The following is a 16,376-nucleotide window of genomic DNA, read 5'->3' as shown; positions in this document are numbered from 1 at the left end:
CCGTGGCGTGGGACGTGGTGGTCGTCGGTGGGGGGATCGCCGGTCTGGTCGCGGCCCGCGGGCTCGCCGCCACCGGACGCGACGTCCTGCTGCTCGAGGCCTCGCCGCTGCTCGGCGGCAAGCTCCGTACCGCCGAGGTCGCCGGGCTCCCCGTCGACGTCGGCGCCGAGGCGATGCTCGCCCGCCGGCCGGAGGGCCTCGACCTGGCAGCAGAGCTCGGCGCCGAGGTGCTCCACCCCACTCCCGCGACGTCGGGGGTCTGGTCGCGCGGTGCCCTGCGCGCGCTCCCGCGCTCGCTGATGGGCGTGCCGCTCGACCTCGACCAGCTCGCGGCGAGCGGCGTGCTCAGCCCCGATGGTCTCGCCCGGGCCACGGCGGAGACCGCCACCGAGGTGACCGACGACGTCTCGGTCGGCGAGCTGGTGGCGGCTCGCCTCGGCGACGAGGTCGTCGAGCGGCTCGTCGAGCCGCTGCTCGGTGGGGTGTACGCCGGCCACGCCCGCCGGATCTCCGCCGCCGCGGCCGTGCCCCAGCTGCTCGCCATGGCCCGGCGCGGCAGCCTCCTCGAGCAGGCCGCCACCGTGCCCGTCTCCACCGCGCCCGTCTTCGCCACCCTCGCCGGCGGGATGGGCACGCTGCCCGGCCTGGTCCGCGACGCCGGCGGCTTCGACGTACGGACCTCCGCGACGGTCCGCGCGCTGCGCCACCTCGGATCAGCCGGGTCGCCGTCCGGCTGGGCGGTCACGGTCGGCCCGACCACGCACCCCGAGACCATCGAGGCCACGGAAGTCGTGCTGGCCACGCCTTCCGCCCCGACGGCCCGGCTGCTCGCCGAGGTCTCGCCAGAGGCCGCTGCGGATCTCGCCGTCATCGAGTCGGCCAGCGTGGCCGTCGTGAGCCTGGCCTTCCGTGCGCAGGACGTGCCGGACGCCCTCTTCGAGCGGTCGGGCTTCCTCGTGCCGCCGGTCGAGCAGCGCGCGATCAAGGCGGCCACCTTCTCCTTCGCCAAGTGGGCGTGGGTCCGCGACCTGGACCCCGACGTCGTCGTCCTGCGGACCTCGCTGGGCCGGCACCGCGAGGAGGCGACCCTGCAGGCCGCCGACGAGGGCCTCGTACGGGTCTCGCTCGCCGACCTCACGGCGATGTCCGGCCTCACCGCCCGGCCCGTCGACACCCACGTCCAGCGGTGGGGCGGCGCGCTGCCGCAGTACGCCGTCGGCCACCTCGACCGGGTCGCCCGCGTACGCGCTTCGATCGCCCGCCTGCCGGGGCTCGCGCTGTGCGGGGCGGCGTACGACGGGGTCGGCGTGCCGGCGGTGATCGGGTCGGCCCGCCGTGCTGTGGCCTCGCTCACGCAGGCAGACTGAGGGCATGAGCGAGCAGACCAACGCCTCCCGCACACGGGAGCTCAACGACACCATCCGCTACACGATGTGGTCGGTCTTCAAGCTCCGCGACGTCCTCGGCGACGCGGACCGGTCGGCCGAGGCGACCGACGTGGAGGCACTCTTCGAGGTGCTCCGCGAGCAGGACGTCGTCGTCCGCGGGCTCTACGACGTCAGCGGCCTGCGCGCCGACGCCGACCTCATGGTGTGGTGGCACGCCGCCGACTCCGAGCAGCTCCAGGCGGCGTACAACGCCTTCCGTCGTACGTCCTTCGGCTACCGCCTCGAGCCGGTGTGGTCGCAGATGGCGCTGCACCGCCCGGCGGAGTTCAACAAGTCGCACATCCCGGCCTTCCTCGCCGACGAGGAGCCGCGCGCGCACATCTGCGTCTACCCGTTCGTGCGGTCGTACGAGTGGTACCTCCTCGAGGACGGCGAGCGCCGCCGGATGCTGGCCCAGCACGGCCAGCAGGCGCGCGGCTATGCCGACGTCCGGGCCAACACGGTCGCGTCGTTCGCCCTCGGCGACTACGAGTGGATGCTGGCATTCGAGGCCGACGAGCTGCACCGGATCGTCGACCTGATGCGCGACCTGCGGGCCTCCGACGCCCGGATGCACGTGCGCGAGGAGGTGCCGTTCTACACCGGCGCCCGCGTCACCCCGACGGAGCTCATCGCCCGCCTGCCCTGACCTGTCACCCGCGCCCGGCAACACGTGGCGCGAGATGGCGGGATCTCGCCCCGGAGCAATGTAGAGTAAGTCACTCAACATTGTTCTACAGGAGATGCCATGACCGCCACCTTCCCCACGTCCAGCCGCCTCACCTCCACCGCTCCTGCGCTTCGCCAGCGCCGCCCCGGTCCGCAGACCGCCCGCGCAGCGCTCGCGCAGTACCTCGCCCGTCGCGACCCCCTCCAGGACGTCGACCTCACCTTTCCCGAGCGCACCTGGGTGCGGGTCGAGCAGGGCGTCGACGCCGACATCTGGCTGATCACCTGGCCCGTCGGCTCCAGCACCGGCTGGCACGACCACGGGTCCGCCAGCGGCGCCTTCGTGGTGCTCGAGGGCGCCCTCACCGAGTACGTCTGGACCGGCGTCGCCACCGCCACCACCCTGGCGTCGCCGGGCGTGCAGGAGTTCGACGGCAGCCACATCCACGACGTCGTCAACCACGGCACGCGCACCGCGGTCTCGCTGCACGCGTACGCTCCCTCGCTCGCCGCGATGACCCGCTACGAGCTGGTCCGCGGCCGGCTCCAGGTCACGAGCGTCGAGCAGCGGGGCGAGACGTGGTGAGCGCCGTGAGCAGCCCGGTCCGCCACGACGGCATCGACGCGATGCTCGCCGATGCGCGCTCGCGCCTCGACCGCATCGACGTGGAGGCCGCCTACCGCGAGACGCTCGACGGTGCCTTCCTCGTCGACATCCGCCCCGCAGCCCAGCGCGCCGCCGAGGGCGAGGTCAGCCCCGGCCTGCACCCGATGGTGATCGAGCGCAACGTGCTCGAGTGGCGGTTCGACCCGCGCTCCGAGGCGTGCCTGCCGGAGGCGTCGTACGACGCGCGCATCCTGGTGCTGTGCCAGGAGGGCTTCACCTCCAGCCTGGCCGCCGACGCGCTGCGGAGCCTGGGCCTCGACGCGACCGACGTCGTCGGTGGCTTCAAGGCCTGGCGTGGGGCGCACCTGCCGACCGCCTGCCCGCGAGACAGGTCCTGAACCGTTCCCGGCCGTCGTGGGTCGGCCGGGAACGCGGTGCCGGGCAGTAGCGTCAGACCACCATGACGTACCCACGCCTGGCCTTCGCGCTCGTCCTGTCCGTCACCGCGCTCTCCGCCTGCGGCAACGAGGGCGACACCCGCGCCGTCGATCCGGCGGCGTCCGACTCGCCGTCCGCGACCTCGCCCGGCGCCGCACCCACGCCGGTGCCCGACGGCCAAGTCCGTACGCACGGCCTCGTGACCGTGCTCGACGCCGGTGAGGGACCCGAGCTGTGCCTCGGTGCGATCGCCGAGTCGTACCCGCCCCAGTGCGGTGGCCCGGCGCTCGTCGACTTCGACTTCGGCGACGTGGGGGCGGAGACGGCCTCCGGGGTGACGTGGGGCCAGTACTCCGTCACCGGCACCTACGACGGCACGACCTTCACCGTCACCGACTCCATCCCGGCTGCGCTCTACGACGCGATGGCGGAGCCCGAGGCCGGTGGGCTGGAGCCCGCCTGCGACGACGCGGTCGCGACCGACGCCGAGATGGCGACGCCCGAGGACCTGGACGCCACCCTCGCCGCGGCCTCCGCGCTGCCGACGTACGCCACCGCGTGGCTGAGCAACGGCACCATCAGCGTCGCCGTGACCGAGGACCCCGAGGGCGCCGAGGCCGAGCTCCGCAAGACCTGGGGCGGACTGCTGTGCGTCACCACCGTCGAGCGCACCGACGTCGAGCTCAACGTCATCAACCAGGCGCTCCAGGTGGCGCTGGGCGACCAGCTCCTGACCAGCGGCTCGACGTCGCCCGACTCGCTCGACGCCCAGGTCGTCTTCGACGACGGGTCGATCCAGGAGTGGGCCGACGGCACGTGGGGCGAGGGGCTCGTACGGATCAGCTCGGCGCTCGAGCCGGTCTCGTCCTGACCCCTGGTACCTAGGGACGAAATGGTGGGCGGAAGCGCCCGATGACCTACCAGAACGTCCCTAGGTAGCTCACTTGTCGTTGAGCTTGATGCTCACGGAGTTGATGCAGTAGCGGTCGCCGGTGGGCGTGCCAAACCCGTCGGGGAAGACGTGGCCGAGGTGCGAGCCACATTTCGCGCAGCGGACCTCGACGCGCTTCATGCCTGCGGAGTTGTCCTCGATGTACTCCACCGTGTCGGTCATCGGCTGGTAGAAGCTCGGCCAGCCGCAGCCGGAGTGGAACTTCGTGTCGCTGGTGAACAGCTCCGAGCCGCACGCCTTGCAGGAGTAGGTGCCCTCGGTCTCGGTGTCGGTGTACTCGCCGGTGAAGGCGCGTTCGGTGCCCGCCTGCCGCAGGACGGCGTACTCCTCGGGGCTCAGCTCCTCGCGCCACTGCTCATCGGTCTTCTGCACGTCGTAGGCCATGGGACCAGCGTACGAGGCGACGGAAGGTCACGATTCGTGCACACTCCTCGTCGTGCGCCCCGGTCTGCGGCACCGTGTCGGCATGACGGGGAGATGGCTGGTCATCGGCGTGCTGCTCGCGCTCGCGACCGGGTGCGGGGAGGCGTCGTCGGCACCCGAGCGGCGTACGCCGGAGGACCCCGCGGCCCTCCCGACGGAGGTTCCGGGCGCCGAGGGTCTGGTGAGGTCCACGGAGCCTGTGGTCGTCTCCGACGACGGGTCCGGGCCGATGCTGTGCTTCGGCGGGATCTCGTTCGGCGACCCGCCCAGCTGCTCGGGCGCACCCGTCACCGGCTGGGACTGGTCGGCGGTCGGTGACGTGTCCGAGGACGGCGGCCAGCGATGGGGGTCGTACGTCCTGACCGGGACGTTCGACGGCACGACCTTCGCCGTCGAGGAGGTGAGCCAGCCTGACCCCGAGCCGGACGAGTGGGACTTCGAGATCCTGTGTCCGACCCCCGACGGCGGCTGGCAGGTCGAGGATCCGGCGCGCTCGACCCAGGACGACCTCGGTGCGGCGATGAACACGGCCAGCGGACTTCCCGGATTCGCGTCAGGGGCGGTGAGCACGCCCGACGGCGAGCCCGGACCTGACGATCCTGCCCAGACCGTCTTCTCGCTCTACGTGGTCGGTGACCCGGCCGCCGCCGAGGCAGCGATTCGCGAGGTGTGGGGCGGGATGCTCTGCGTGACCGAGGTCGAGCGCACCGATGACGACTTCGAGCAGATGCAGGGAGAGGTGATCGAGGCCGAGGTCCCGGGCATGTCGCAGGTCGGCGGCAACCTCGACAACCAGCTGGAGATCGTGGTGTTCCACGACGACAGCAGCATCCAGCGCTGGGCCGACCAGGTGTACGGCGAGGGCGTGGTCGTCGTGGAGTCGAACCTCCAGCCGGTGGGCTGACCGCGTCGGTCCGAACGACTAGGTTGCGAGTCATGACCGGAACCGGAACATCCGAGGATCCCTGGCAGCTGACGACGGCGCCCGGGACGTCCGCGTACACGATGCACCGCGACGACGAGGCCGGGTTCCTGGTCTGCCAGGTCGGCACCACGAGGCTCACCTATCTCGCGTCGGCGATCGACGACCTGCACGCGATGCTGCGCGAGCACGGCGACTGGATGCCGCTGGGCGCCGCTGACGAGAAGAAGGAGCCCGCCGAGGGCACCGTCGAGGCGTGGGGCCGCTCGGCGGACAATCCCGCGGGCGGGTGGTACGGCCAGCGCAAGGGCTATCGCGGCCGGTTCGGCATGTACCTCCCGCCGCTGCTCGAGGCGCTCGGCCTGGTCGAGCTCGAGCACGAGGCGCGCAACAACCGGGTGCGTGCTCTCTGATGGCTGCCGCGAAGCCGGTGATGGTGCAGGCCGGTGACCGGGAGGTTCGCGTCTCCTCGCCCGACCGGGTGATCTACGAGGCGACGGACTCCACCGCAGAGGTCACCAAGCTGATGGTCGCGGAGTACTTCGCCTCCGTCGAGGACGGCCTCATGCGCGCCCTGCGCGACCGGCCCACGGCGCTCGAGTGGTGGACGTCCGGCGTACGTCCCGGGATGAAGCTGGCGACCGGGCCGCAGGACCGCAACGCCGACGCGTTCTACCAGAAGCGCGTGCCGAAGGGCGCTCCCGACTACCTCGAGACCGCCACGATCACCTTCCCGTCCGGCCGGACGGCCGACGAGATCTGCCCGACCGAGATCGCGGTGCCGGTCTGGTGCGCGCACATGGGCACGCTGACGTTTCACCCCTGGCCCGTACGCCGATCAGACGTGGACCATCCCGACGAGCTGCGGATCGACCTCGACCCCCAGCCCGGAACGACGTTCGGCGACGCCGTCCGCGTCGCCGGGGTCGCCCGCGAGCTGCTCGCCGACCTCGGGATTATCGGCTACGCCAAGACCTCCGGCAACCGCGGCATCCATGTCTACGTACGCATCGAGCCGCGATGGGAGTTCGCCGACGTACGCCACGCGGCGATCGCCTTCGGCCGCGAGCTGGAGAAGCGTGACGACGGCGTGACCACTGCGTGGTGGAAGGAGGAGCGGGGGGAGCGGATCTTCGTCGACTTCAACCAGAACACCCGCGACCGCACGATCGCGTCGGCGTACTCGCTGCGCCCGATCGCCGGCGCGCCGGTCTCGACGCCGCTCGCGTGGGAGGAGCTGGCCTCCCTCGACTCACCCGCCGGGCTCAACCTCTTCACCGTGCCCGAGCGCCTGGCCGCCGACGGCGACCCCTGGGACACCATCGACGACGTCCACCATTCGCTCCAGCCGCTGCTGGACCTGTGGGACGAGCACCCCGTCGAGCTCAACTACCCGCCCGACCACCCGAAGATGCCCGGCGAGCCCCCGCGCGTACAACCGTCGAAGAAGGTCGAGTCCCACTGGGACTCCGACGGCAACCGCATCCCCGACTGAGCGGACCTCCTCCTCGGGCGGTGAGTGAGGGGTATTCCGCGGCCCGCGAATCCTCCTCCCGCACCGCCCACCGGCGCGTCGTACGCCGACACGCGTGAGGGCGGTGGTCCAGGCGGATTCGAGCCGCGCAGAATCCCCCTCACCCACCGCTCAGTCGAGCTCCGAGAGCGGTGGTCCAGCCACACTCCACGGCCCGGGAATGTGGCTGGACCACCGCTCCGAGGGCACTGCTCAGTCGAGCTCCCAGGGCGCGGGGATCGGGAAGTACTCCTCCAGGAAGTCGTGGAGGAGCCCGTCGGCCTGCTCGTCGTCGAAGGCGGAGACGAGGTTGTCGGCGACGCAGAAGAAGTCGCGGTCGCGCTTGAGCATCTGCCGCAGCTGGACCGGGAGCTGCTGGTGCCCGAGGTCGACGTAGCCGTGGTGGGCGCTCGCGCGGAAGGCCTGGCCGGTGATGAGTCCGTAGTTCTGCGCGAATGACGACAGCAGCGACAGGTCGCTCGCCGAGCGGAACGGCGCCTCGGTGGTGCGCGACACCTCGGACGGGAAGCGGGCCGCGATCTCCTCCAGGGTCGTACGACGCTGCGGGTGCGGGCTGTGCATCATCGTGTTGGTCAGCGCGACGCCGAAGGCGTCGGCGAGCACGCGGCGGTTGTTCTGCGCGGCTGTGAGGTACGGGCGGTCGTCGGTGCCGGGGAGGCCGACGGCGCGGTGGTCGGCGACGAACGCGGCGTACTGGCCACCGGGTGAGAAGAAGTGCTCGGGTCGCCGCGGCCGGCCGAGGAAGACGTCGTCGTTGACGTAGACGAAGTGGTCGGCCAGGTCGGGCACGGCGTGCAGGCGCGTCTCGATCGCGTGCGAGCTGAAGGTCGGCAGCGCGGACGCCGGGAGGATGTCGCGGTGGTCGACGACCCGGATCCGGTCGTGGGAGGTGTCGAGCCACGACGGCACCTGGCCGGCGGTGACGAGGTGGATCCGGCGCACCCAGGGCGCGAAGAGGTGGAGGCTGCGCATCGAGTAGCGGAGCTCGTCGCGGCTCTTGTAGCGCTGCGCGCCGGCGGCGCGCTCGCTCGGGACGCCGCCGAGCTCGGTGGTCCGGGTGTCACGGGCGGCGAGCCAGTCTTCGTCGTCGCCGTCGACCCAGGTGTAGACGACGTCGATGTCGAAGCGGACGTCGTCGGCGGTCGGCAGGGCCATCACCTCGAGCGTCGGCACCTCGACGCCGTCGACCTCGATGGTCGTACGCGGCGTGCCGGCCGGCACGCGGTCGCCGAAGCGGTTGAGGCCGGGTGCGAGCAGGTCGCCCTCGGGTGACTCCTCCCAGAACTGCACGCCCACCGTGACGCCTTCGCCGAGCACGCCTTCGTGCCCGCCGCGCATCGGCCACGGCTCGAGGAAGAGCGAGGCGGTGCGGGTGCGCGACAGCTCGTCGGTCATCGCCGCGACGGTGCCGCGGCGCTCGTGCCACCCGCGTTCGGCGGGGTCGCGCACCGACAGCCAGTCGGGCACGTGGCCACCCGCGAGGGCGGTCAGGAAGTCGGCGCGGCGCGACGACGGCACGACGACCACCGGGTGCGGGTCGAGGCCGCGGGCGGGCAGCACGAACCAGCCGTCCCCAGTCGACGCGGCCGCGGAGGTGAGTGCCTGCAGGGTGGTCCTACGCGCCTCGGCCGGGGTGGTGCCGGCAGCCGACGAGTTCTCGGGCAGGTCGCCCAGCGGCCCCGGACGTAGGCCGTGCAGCACCCGGCGGGGCGCGAGCGGGTCGGCCCGGCGCTCGACGGCGTGGCGGAACGTCCCGACCCACTGTCGGGCCAGCCGCTGGCCGTCCCAGCGCTCGGAGCGCGCCAGCGCGGCTGCGCCGAGGCGCTCGCGGAGGTCGTCATCGGTGGCGATGCGCAGCATCGAAGCGGCCAGGGCGGCCTTCGAGGCCGGCGGCACGAGCAGCCCGTCGACGTCGTGGGTGATCATCTCGCGCGGGCCGGAGGGGCAGTCGTACGACACCGGCGGCACGCCGGCCGACATCGCCTCCTGCAGTACGAGCGGGTAGCCCTCGCCGCGCGAGGCGAGCACGGCCACGCTCGCCCGCGCCCACTCGGCGGCGAGGTCAGCGGTGCTGCCGGGGAGCAGCACCCGGTCCTCGAGGCCGAGCTTGCGCACCTGGGCGGCCAGGTTCTCGGCGCGCGGCCCGTCGCCCCAGATCGTCAGCGTCCAGCCGGGCAGCTGCTCGTGGATGCGCCAGAAGGCGTCGACGACGTGCTCGAACTGCTTCTCCGGCGCAAGCCGGCCCGCGGTGACGAAGCTCTTCTGGTCGAGCGGCGAGCGCGCCTGCGGGGTGCCGGGTAGTGGGTTCGGGATCACCAGCAGCTCGGGTGCGGCGCCGCCGAGGCGACCGGCGAGCCACCGCGACATCGACTCGGTGAGCGACACCACGATGTCGGCCCGGGGCGCGAACTCCAGCAGCGCGCCGAGGTCGTTGACTCGCGCGGAGGACGCGCGGTGCTCCTGGTGCACGAGCGCCACGTCGGCCGGCGCGAGCTGGGCGACGACGGCGAGCAGCTCGGGGGTCGTGGTCACCAGCACGTCGGCCTCGAGGTCGCCGAGCGCCTCGCGCATGGTGGCGTCGGTGAGGCCGTTGTAGAGGGCGTCCCAGCTGCGGGGGACGATCACCGACTCCCGCTCGGCCAGCTCGTCGGCGTGCCCGCCGCCGACCGCGGTGGCCCGCGCGCCGCGTACGTCGACGAGGTAGGTGACCTCGAGCCCGTCGACCAGCGGGTAGTGGGTCGACGCACCGCTCCGCGTGACGCTGAGGATCCGGACCCGGTGGCCCTCGCCGAGCCGGACGATCGCGTTGGCCTGCTCGATGCCCGAGCGCGCCGTGCCACCCATCCCGTCGGCGTTGAAGAGGACGAAGACGATGTCGAGCGGACCGTCGCGGCGAGCACGCCGCATCGCCGACCTCACCTTGTCGCCCAGAGCCACGTGCGCCTCAGTCCTGTCTCGCGGAGCCGTCGGCACGATCCTAGGGCGTGTCTCTCGACTCTCGGCCGTCGCGCGCAGCAGGCCATGGAGTCGAGGGACACGCCCTGAGGGGGAGGGCGCGCGGCTTATAGGGTGACCTCCATGCCGACGCCCACCACCCCGCTGGTCCTCGTCTCCGGCTCCGGTCGCAGCGGCACCAGCTCGCTGGCGGGGAGCCTCAAGCGGCTCGGCCTCCACGTGCCGCAACCCGAGGTCGAGGCGTCGGAGACCAACCCGCGCGGCTTCTACGAGCCGAAGTGGGTCATCGACTTCCACAAGCGGCACCTCACCGAGCTCGCGGTCTTCAACATCGACAGCCGACCCGCGGCGGTCGACCTGGTCGCCGCGTACGTCGCCTCCGGGAAGCCCACCGCCGAGCTGCGCGAGTGGCTGTCCGGGCAGCTCACGGCGCCCGAGCTCGACGCCGACCAGATCGTCGTCAAGGACCCGCACGCGTTCTGGTTCGCGGAGGTCTGGGAGTCGGTCAGCGCGGAGCTCGGCGCCGACCTCCGGTGGCTCACCGCGCTGCGTCACCCGGCCGAGGTCGTCGGGTCGCGCGACATCGCCTACCTCTCCAGCCAGTCCGACGACCTGCGGCTCACCAAGGAGACGTCCAACGTCGCTGGCTGGGTGCACGCAGCGCTGCTCACCGAGCGGGCCGGCCGCGGCCGCAAGCGCTCCTTCGTGCGCTACACCGACCTCCTCGGCGACTGGCGCGCCGCCCTCGGCCCGGTGCAGGAGCAGCTCGAGCTCGACTTCAACACCGACCTGACGTCTCGTGATCACCACGCGGTCGACGACTTCATCGAGCCGTCCATGCGCAAGTCGCAGCTCACGTGGGACGACGTGCGTACGCCCGACTGGCTGCGCGAGGTCGCCGAGGAGGTCTGGCAGCTCCTGGGCGTCCTCACCGAGAAGCCGCAGGACGCCGACACGCTCGCAGCCCTCGACCGCATCCACGACGACTACCGCGCCCGCTACGCCGAGGCGGTCGCGCTCACCTTCGACCACACGAAGGCCGAGTCGACGCTCGCCGCGCGCGAGGCCCGCGACGCCCAGCGCGGCACGCTCCAGCAGCTCCGCCGCGACCTGGCCGACGCCCGCCGAAGCAGCCCGTCCGACGCGCCCGCCGTCGGCGGTCGCGAGGCGGCCGCGATCCTGCGTCGCGCCGTCGTACGCCGCGTCACCCGCCGCTGACGCTCCTCAGCGAGAGCCTGACAACCCCTGCGGGGCTCGGGCTCAGAGGCCGCTGACGCCCTCGCCGGCACCGGCCTGCTCGTCGAAGTTCTCGTGCTCGATCAGGTGGAGGACGGGTACGCCGAGCTTGCGGCGGGCGCGCGAGGTCCAGTCGACGTGGAAGAACTCGGCGACCACGTGCGGGCGGGTGAGGATGATGGCCTCGCGTGCGTCGACCGCCGAGACGAGCGCGGCGAGGGCGTCGACGGGCGGCTCGGAGGTGACCTTGCCTGTCGCCTCGCCGCCGGCGGCCTTGATCGCGGCGAGGGTGTGCTGGAGCTCGGAGGAGGAGTTCTCCTCGCACTCGCGGCGCAGCGCCTCGATGTCGACGTCGTTCATCGCGAGCGCCGGGGCGGCCATCAGGTCGCCGGCGCCCAGGGTGCCGAGGGAGGCCTCGATGCGGGCCGCGGCGTCCTCGAGCGGGATCAGCACGTGGTAGACGACCCGGTCCTCGATCTCGGAGTGCAGGGACCGCACCTGTTCGGCGTCGACGGAGGTCAGGGCCTGCTCGACGAGCAGCACCACGTCGTACGTGCCCCGCCCGTCGTGGATGGAGTCGTCGGTCGGGGTGGGGGTCTCGCTCATGATGCGCCTCCGGTGTCGGTGCTCAGGATTCGGGTGAGGTCGTAGCCGGCCGGCTCGTAGAGCTGACCGTATCCGCAGCTCTCGGGGTCACGGTCGCCACGCCACCGTTTGAAGTGCGCGGTGTGCCGGAAGCGACGGCCCTCCATGTGGTCGTACTTCACCTCCAGCACGCGCTCGGGACGCAGGGCGGTGAACCCGAGGTCCTTGCCGGCGCTCCACCGGCTCTGGGTGCCGGGGACGCGGTCGGGGTTGGCGGTGAGGAACTCGTTCCACCGGCCCCACGGGTGGTCGGCGATGTCGCAGACCAGCGGCTGCAGCTCGTGCCACAGCTCGGCGCGCTTCGCCGCGGTGAAGCTGGCCGAGACGCCGATGTGCTGGAGCTCGCCGTCGTCGTCGTACAGGCCGAGCAGCAGCGAGCCGATCAGCGGCTCCTCCGGCGTCGACGTCTTGTGCTCGCGGTAGCCGGCGAGCACGACGTCGGCGGTGCGCTCGTGCTTGATCTTGAGCATCGTGCGCTTGTTGGGCTCGTACGCCGCCCCGAGAGGCTTCGCGACGACACCGTCCAGCCCGGCGCCCTCGAACGCCTCGAACCACCGCTCGGCCTCGGCCGGGTCCTCGGTGGTGCGGGTCAGGAAGCAGGGCCCGGTGCCGTCGAGGTGGCCGAGCGCCTCGACGAGCGCGGCCCGCCGCTCGGAGAGCGGACGGTCCATGAAGGACTCGTCACCGAGCGCGAGCAGGTCGAAGGCGACAAAGCCGGCCGGCGTCTCGACCGACAGCTTGTCGACACGACTGGCCGCGGGGTGGATCCGCTCCTGCAGCGTCTCGAACTCCAGCCGCCAGCCCTCGGCGCCCTGGAGGCCGACGAAGATCTCCCCGTCGAGCACGATGCGGTCGGGCAGCTGGCGGCGGCAGGCCTCGACGACCTCGGGGAAGTAGCGGGTGAGCGGCTTGGTGTTGCGGCTCGCGAGCTCGACCTCGTCGCCGTCCTTGAAGACCAGGCAGCGGAATCCGTCCCACTTGGGCTCGAAGCTCAGCCCTCCGTGCTTCGCCGGGTCCGGCACCCCGCTGACGCTCTTGGCGAGCATCGGCTGCACGGGCGGCATCACGGGGAGGTCCACACCCAAATCCTAGTCCTGCTGCGCTCAGTCCTCGCCGCGCAGGGAGAACGACCGCAGCCGGTCGCCGGCGAACCACACACCGACCGCCGTCACGACCAGGCTGGCGCCGATCGCCCACCCCAGGTTGGCGGGGTCGGGCAGCTGGTCGGAGATCTCGTGGCCGATCCGGATGCCCCACTGGCTGATGCTCAGCCAGGCGATGCCGGAGAAGAGGTTGCCGAGCAGGCTCTCCCAGATCAGCACGAACATCAGCGACGCGATGACCGCGTGGCGGGTGACGGCGGAGATCGCGAGGAAGAGCGCGGAGTACGTCGTCCCCGCGACGGCAGCGCCGACGAAGAGTGCGAGCGCACGGGTGCTGTCGCCGGTGATGAGCGCCGCGACGAGGATCGGCAACGAGCCGGCGGCGAGAGTCGCGCCGAGCGCCACGACCCACTTGCTGATCGCGATGCCGTAGCGGCTGACCGGCTTGGACAGCAGGTAGACGATCGAGCCGTCGTCGACCTCCGGGCCGAGCACCGACGAGGTGGAGAGGATCGCGACCAGTGGCAGGACCAGCGTGTAGCCCAGGCCGGGCACGATCTCCCACGCGGCGTCGCCGTCGGCGAGCGCGGTGACCAGCCCTACCAGGCCGATCAGGAGCACGGGGAAGGCCAGCAGGAGGTAGAAGCGCCGGCGTCCCAGGAGTGCCTGGAGGGCGAGCTTGGCGATTGTGGTGTTCATCATCGGGCCACCAGGTAGGCGAAGACGCTCTCCAGCGACTCGTCGCTGGGGGAGAGCTCGAAGAGGGTCACGTCGTGCTGCTTGGCCAGTCCGGGCAGGCTCACCGCGAAGCTGCCCAGGTCGTCGACCTGGACGTCGAGGTGGTCACCGCGCAGGCTGACCGAGCGTACGGAGTCCTGCGCCATCAGCGCGGCGCCGAGGGTGCGGTTGTCGCTCGACTGGACGGCGTAGCGCACCGGCCGGTCGGTCATCAGCCGGCGGATCGCGCCGAAGTCGCCCGAGGCGGCATGCCGGCCCGAGACCACGACCTCGATGTGGCGGGCCAGCCGCTCGACCTCCTCGAGGATGTGGGAGCTGAAGAGCACCGTGCGGCCGTCGTCGCCGAGGCGGCGCAGCAGGTCCATCAGGTGCATCCGCTGCCGGGGGTCGACGCCGTTGAACGGCTCGTCGAGCAGCAGCACCGACGGCTCGTGGACCAGCGCCGCCGCGATCTTCACGCGCTGCCGCATGCCCTTGGAGTACGTGTCGAGACGGCGCGCGGCCGGCTCGACCATGTCGACCTCGGCCAGGATCCGCTCGGTCGCCTGGGCCGCGTCGGGCAGCCGGTGCAGGTCGGCGTTGGCGCGGACGAACTGGCGGCCGGTGAGGTAGCCGAAGCTCAGCTCGCGCTCGGGCACCAGCCCGATCTGGCGGTAGATCTCGGTGTTGCGCCAGACCGGCCTGCCGTCGAGGGTGACGTGCCCGGCGGACGGCGCGAGGAAGCCCGCCATCATCGCCATGAGCGTCGTCTTGCCCGCCCCGTTGGGTCCGAGTAGGCCGGTGACGCCGGGCCCGATGTTGAGCGAGACGTCGTTGACGGCGACGACGTTGCCGAACCAGCGCGAGGCCGAGTCGAGGACGAGGTTGCTCATCGCGAGCCCACCTTCCGGAAGCGGGCGACCAGGCCCAGGAGACAGCCCGCGACCAGCAGCAGCGCCACCAGGACGTACGCCAGCGGCCAGGCGCCGTCGACCGGGACGAGCTCGTCGATCCCGGCGTCCCAGGCGTCGGCGATGCCGCTGTAGAGGGTCCAGGGGGAGAAGAGGCCGGCCGCGACGGAGACAGAGTCGGCGTCCTGATCGGCCGAGATCGCCTGGACGGCAGTGACCACGCCCGCGAGGACGATCAGCGCCATCACCGAGCCCACGACGGCGAACCCACGGCGCAACGACACCGACGAGATGAGACCGGCGATACCGGCGAGCATCATGGCGAGCAGCGCCTGGAGCACCACCGCCTTGAGCACGGCGGTGACCTGGTCGCTCTTGTCGAGGCCCGAGAGCATCGCGCCGGCGAACAGCAGGATCGTCGGGACCGCCATGAAGAGCCAGAGGGCGACCGTCAGCGAGACCCACCTCACCAGCGCGAAGACCGCGCCGGGGAGCGGGCGGGCGAGGTAGAGCACGATCGAGCGGTGGCGCAGGTCGCGGGAGAAGAGCACGGGCGCCTGCGAGGCGGCGAAGAGGCTGACGAGCAGCTGGGTCTGGTTGGTGTAGTCGGCGTACGAGACCGGAAGGCTGTCGAGCCCGGTGAGGACCACGACACCGACGACGATCAGCGCCGGCAGCACCGACATCGCCAGCAGGACGAACGGCATGATCTTCGACTTGCCGGACCGTCCGAGGCCGAAGACGTGGCGCAGGCCGGTGACGAAGAGGGTGCGCGCGATGGTGCCGGTGCCCTCGCGTACGCCGTCGAAGTGGCGGTAGCCGAGGTCGTGGATCACGCCCGGGCGGCTGAGGTCAGACACGGGCATCTCCGTCCAGGAAGACGTCCTCGAGGTGGCGGCGGTCGGGCTGCAGCCGCATCAGGCCCAGGCCGAGCTCGGCGGCGACGTCGCGGATCAGGTCGTGGGCGGCGCCCTCGTGGGCCAGCTCGGGCGGTGGCGGGTCGATCGCGACCATCGCGCCGCGCGGGCGGCAGGTGAGGCCGCGCAGTGCGAGCGCCTCGCCGAGCCGGTCACGCTCGGCCTCGGTGCCGACCACCTCGACCAGCAGGCTGCCGGTCTGCTCGAGGAAGTCGCCGGTGGCGCTGGAGCGGAGCAGGTGGCCGCCGTCGAGCACGATCACGTGGTCACTGACCTGCTCGAGCTCGCCGAGCAGGTGGGAGGTGACGAGCACGGCGATGCCGAACTCGCTGCCGATGCGCTGGACGAGGCTCAGCATGTCGTTGCGCGCGGCCGGGTCGAGGCCGTTGGTCGGCTCGTCGAGGAAGACCAGCTGGGGGTCGTGGGCGAGCGCCTGGGCGAGCTTGGCGCGCTGCTTCATGCCGGTCGAGTAGCCGCCCATCGGCCGGTAGCGCTCCTCGTCGAGCCCGACGTGGCGGAGTACGTCGGCCGACCGCTCGCGCGCGGCCGACGCGCCGAGCCCGGACATCCGGGCCATGTGCACCACGAAGTCGCTCGCGCTCACGTCGGGCGGCAGGCAGTCGTGCTCGGGCATGTAGCCGACGACGCGGCGGATCTCCTGGCCCTCGTGCTCGATGTCGTGACCGAGGACGTGGGCGTGCCCACCGGTCGGTTCGAGCAGGCCGAGCAGGATCTTGATCAGCGTCGACTTGCCGGCACCATTGGCGCCGACCAGGCCGGTCACGCCCGCGCCGACCGCGACCGTCAGGTCGGTCAGCGCGTGCACCGCGCCGTAGTGCTTGGTCAGGCCCGCGGTCGTGATCACCGGTGGTCGACCCATCTGTTCCCCCGTCACGCCCGCCACGCTAGCGGCCCGGACC

At 72.0% G+C, this 16,376-nt stretch carries 17 protein-coding genes; 9 read left to right on the top strand and 8 right to left on the bottom strand.

Translation table 11 applies throughout. The features are described from left to right. Window positions 1-2: 2 nt before the first annotated feature. The 5 genes from hemG (at window position 3) to EUA94_RS12855 (ending at window position 4,012) form a co-directional block, all read left to right on the top strand. Window positions 3-1,367 (top strand): protoporphyrinogen oxidase, encoded by a 1,365-nt coding sequence (gene hemG / locus EUA94_RS12875; RefSeq protein WP_242494848.1) that lies wholly within the window; start codon window positions 3-5, stop codon window positions 1,365-1,367. A 4-nt stretch (window positions 1,368-1,371) separates the two neighbouring features. Further along, on the top strand, window positions 1,372-2,076 hold the full coding sequence (gene hemQ, locus EUA94_RS12870; RefSeq protein ID WP_129427286.1) for a hydrogen peroxide-dependent heme synthase: 705 nt from the start codon (window positions 1,372-1,374) through the stop codon (window positions 2,074-2,076). A 99-nt stretch (window positions 2,077-2,175) separates the two neighbouring features. After that, entirely contained in the window at window positions 2,176-2,682 is a 507-nt protein-coding gene (locus tag EUA94_RS12865; RefSeq protein WP_129427285.1) for a cysteine dioxygenase, read from the top strand. Window positions 2,683-2,687: 5 nt separating this feature from the next. Continuing rightward, window positions 2,688-3,101 (top strand): rhodanese-like domain-containing protein, encoded by a 414-nt coding sequence (locus tag EUA94_RS12860; RefSeq protein ID WP_242494847.1) that lies wholly within the window; start codon window positions 2,688-2,690, stop codon window positions 3,099-3,101. Window positions 3,102-3,163: 62 nt separating this feature from the next. Then, a complete protein-coding gene (locus tag EUA94_RS12855) occupies window positions 3,164-4,012 on the top strand; it encodes a hypothetical protein (RefSeq protein ID WP_129427284.1) in 849 nt (282 codons plus the stop codon). Window positions 4,013-4,081: 69 nt separating this feature from the next. Here the strand turns inward: EUA94_RS12855 and msrB are convergent, their stop codons facing one another. Then, on the bottom strand, window positions 4,082-4,477 hold the full coding sequence (gene msrB / locus EUA94_RS12850; RefSeq protein ID WP_129427283.1) for a peptide-methionine (R)-S-oxide reductase MsrB: 396 nt from the start codon (window positions 4,475-4,477) through the stop codon (window positions 4,082-4,084). A gap of 82 nt (window positions 4,478-4,559) precedes the next feature. On the opposite strand from msrB, the gene EUA94_RS12845 reads away from it, so the two are divergent. From EUA94_RS12845 to EUA94_RS12835, 3 genes are read left to right on the top strand one after another with little or no spacing between them, the layout of a single operon-like run. Continuing rightward, the gene (locus EUA94_RS12845) at window positions 4,560-5,420 is read left to right on the top strand and encodes a chromosomal replication initiator protein DnaA (protein WP_129427282.1); all 861 of its coding nucleotides are present in this window, start codon (window positions 4,560-4,562) and stop codon (window positions 5,418-5,420) included. A 32-nt stretch (window positions 5,421-5,452) separates the two neighbouring features. After that, the gene (locus tag EUA94_RS12840; RefSeq protein ID WP_129427281.1) at window positions 5,453-5,851 is read left to right on the top strand and encodes a DUF6855 family protein; all 399 of its coding nucleotides are present in this window, start codon (window positions 5,453-5,455) and stop codon (window positions 5,849-5,851) included. Next, window positions 5,851-6,933, top strand: coding sequence for a DNA polymerase domain-containing protein (locus EUA94_RS12835; RefSeq protein ID WP_129427280.1), 1,083 nt, complete (start codon window positions 5,851-5,853; stop codon window positions 6,931-6,933). The genes EUA94_RS12840 and EUA94_RS12835 overlap by 1 nt, the downstream gene beginning before the upstream one ends. 231 nt (window positions 6,934-7,164) lie before the next feature. Here the strand turns inward: EUA94_RS12835 and EUA94_RS12830 are convergent, their stop codons facing one another. Beyond that, window positions 7,165-9,909: a stealth conserved region 3 domain-containing protein gene (locus EUA94_RS12830; RefSeq protein ID WP_129427279.1), complete on the bottom strand. Its 2,745-nt coding sequence runs from the start codon at window positions 9,907-9,909 to the stop codon at window positions 7,165-7,167. A gap of 141 nt (window positions 9,910-10,050) precedes the next feature. On the opposite strand from EUA94_RS12830, the gene EUA94_RS12825 reads away from it, so the two are divergent. Next, on the top strand, window positions 10,051-11,145 hold the full coding sequence (locus tag EUA94_RS12825) for a sulfotransferase family protein (RefSeq protein WP_129427278.1): 1,095 nt from the start codon (window positions 10,051-10,053) through the stop codon (window positions 11,143-11,145). Window positions 11,146-11,187: 42 nt separating this feature from the next. Here EUA94_RS12825 and EUA94_RS12820 read toward each other — a convergent pair whose 3' ends face one another. The 6 genes from EUA94_RS12820 to EUA94_RS12795 are packed head-to-tail and all read right to left on the bottom strand — an operon-like array spanning window position 11,188 to window position 16,351. Then, window positions 11,188-11,769 carry a hypothetical protein gene (locus EUA94_RS12820; RefSeq protein WP_129427277.1) on the bottom strand — a complete coding sequence of 194 codons (582 nt, stop codon included), beginning with the start codon at window positions 11,767-11,769 and terminating at the stop codon, window positions 11,188-11,190. Further along, a complete protein-coding gene (locus tag EUA94_RS12815; protein WP_129427276.1) occupies window positions 11,766-12,887 on the bottom strand; it encodes an ATP-dependent DNA ligase in 1,122 nt (373 codons plus the stop codon). Before EUA94_RS12815 ends, EUA94_RS12820 begins: the two co-directional genes overlap by 4 nt. 24 nt (window positions 12,888-12,911) lie before the next feature. Beyond that, window positions 12,912-13,613, bottom strand: coding sequence for an ABC transporter permease (locus EUA94_RS12810; RefSeq protein ID WP_129427275.1), 702 nt, complete (start codon window positions 13,611-13,613; stop codon window positions 12,912-12,914). Continuing rightward, the gene (locus EUA94_RS12805; RefSeq protein ID WP_129427274.1) at window positions 13,610-14,521 is read right to left on the bottom strand and encodes an ABC transporter ATP-binding protein; all 912 of its coding nucleotides are present in this window, start codon (window positions 14,519-14,521) and stop codon (window positions 13,610-13,612) included. The genes EUA94_RS12810 and EUA94_RS12805 overlap by 4 nt, the downstream gene beginning before the upstream one ends. Beyond that, window positions 14,518-15,399, bottom strand: a complete 882-nt coding sequence (locus EUA94_RS12800) for an ABC transporter permease (RefSeq protein WP_129427273.1) — start codon at window positions 15,397-15,399, stop codon at window positions 14,518-14,520. Before EUA94_RS12800 ends, EUA94_RS12805 begins: the two co-directional genes overlap by 4 nt. After that, window positions 15,392-16,351, bottom strand: coding sequence for an ABC transporter ATP-binding protein (locus EUA94_RS12795; protein ID WP_242494846.1), 960 nt, complete (start codon window positions 16,349-16,351; stop codon window positions 15,392-15,394). Before EUA94_RS12795 ends, EUA94_RS12800 begins: the two co-directional genes overlap by 8 nt. Window positions 16,352-16,376 lie beyond the last annotated feature (25 nt).

Source organism: Nocardioides zhouii, from assembly GCF_004137345.1.
Lineage (GTDB): Bacteria > Actinomycetota > Actinomycetes > Propionibacteriales > Nocardioidaceae > Nocardioides > Nocardioides zhouii.
Note: the sequence above shows the minus strand (reverse complement) of the source record. Positions and strands in the feature narration are given on the sequence as shown.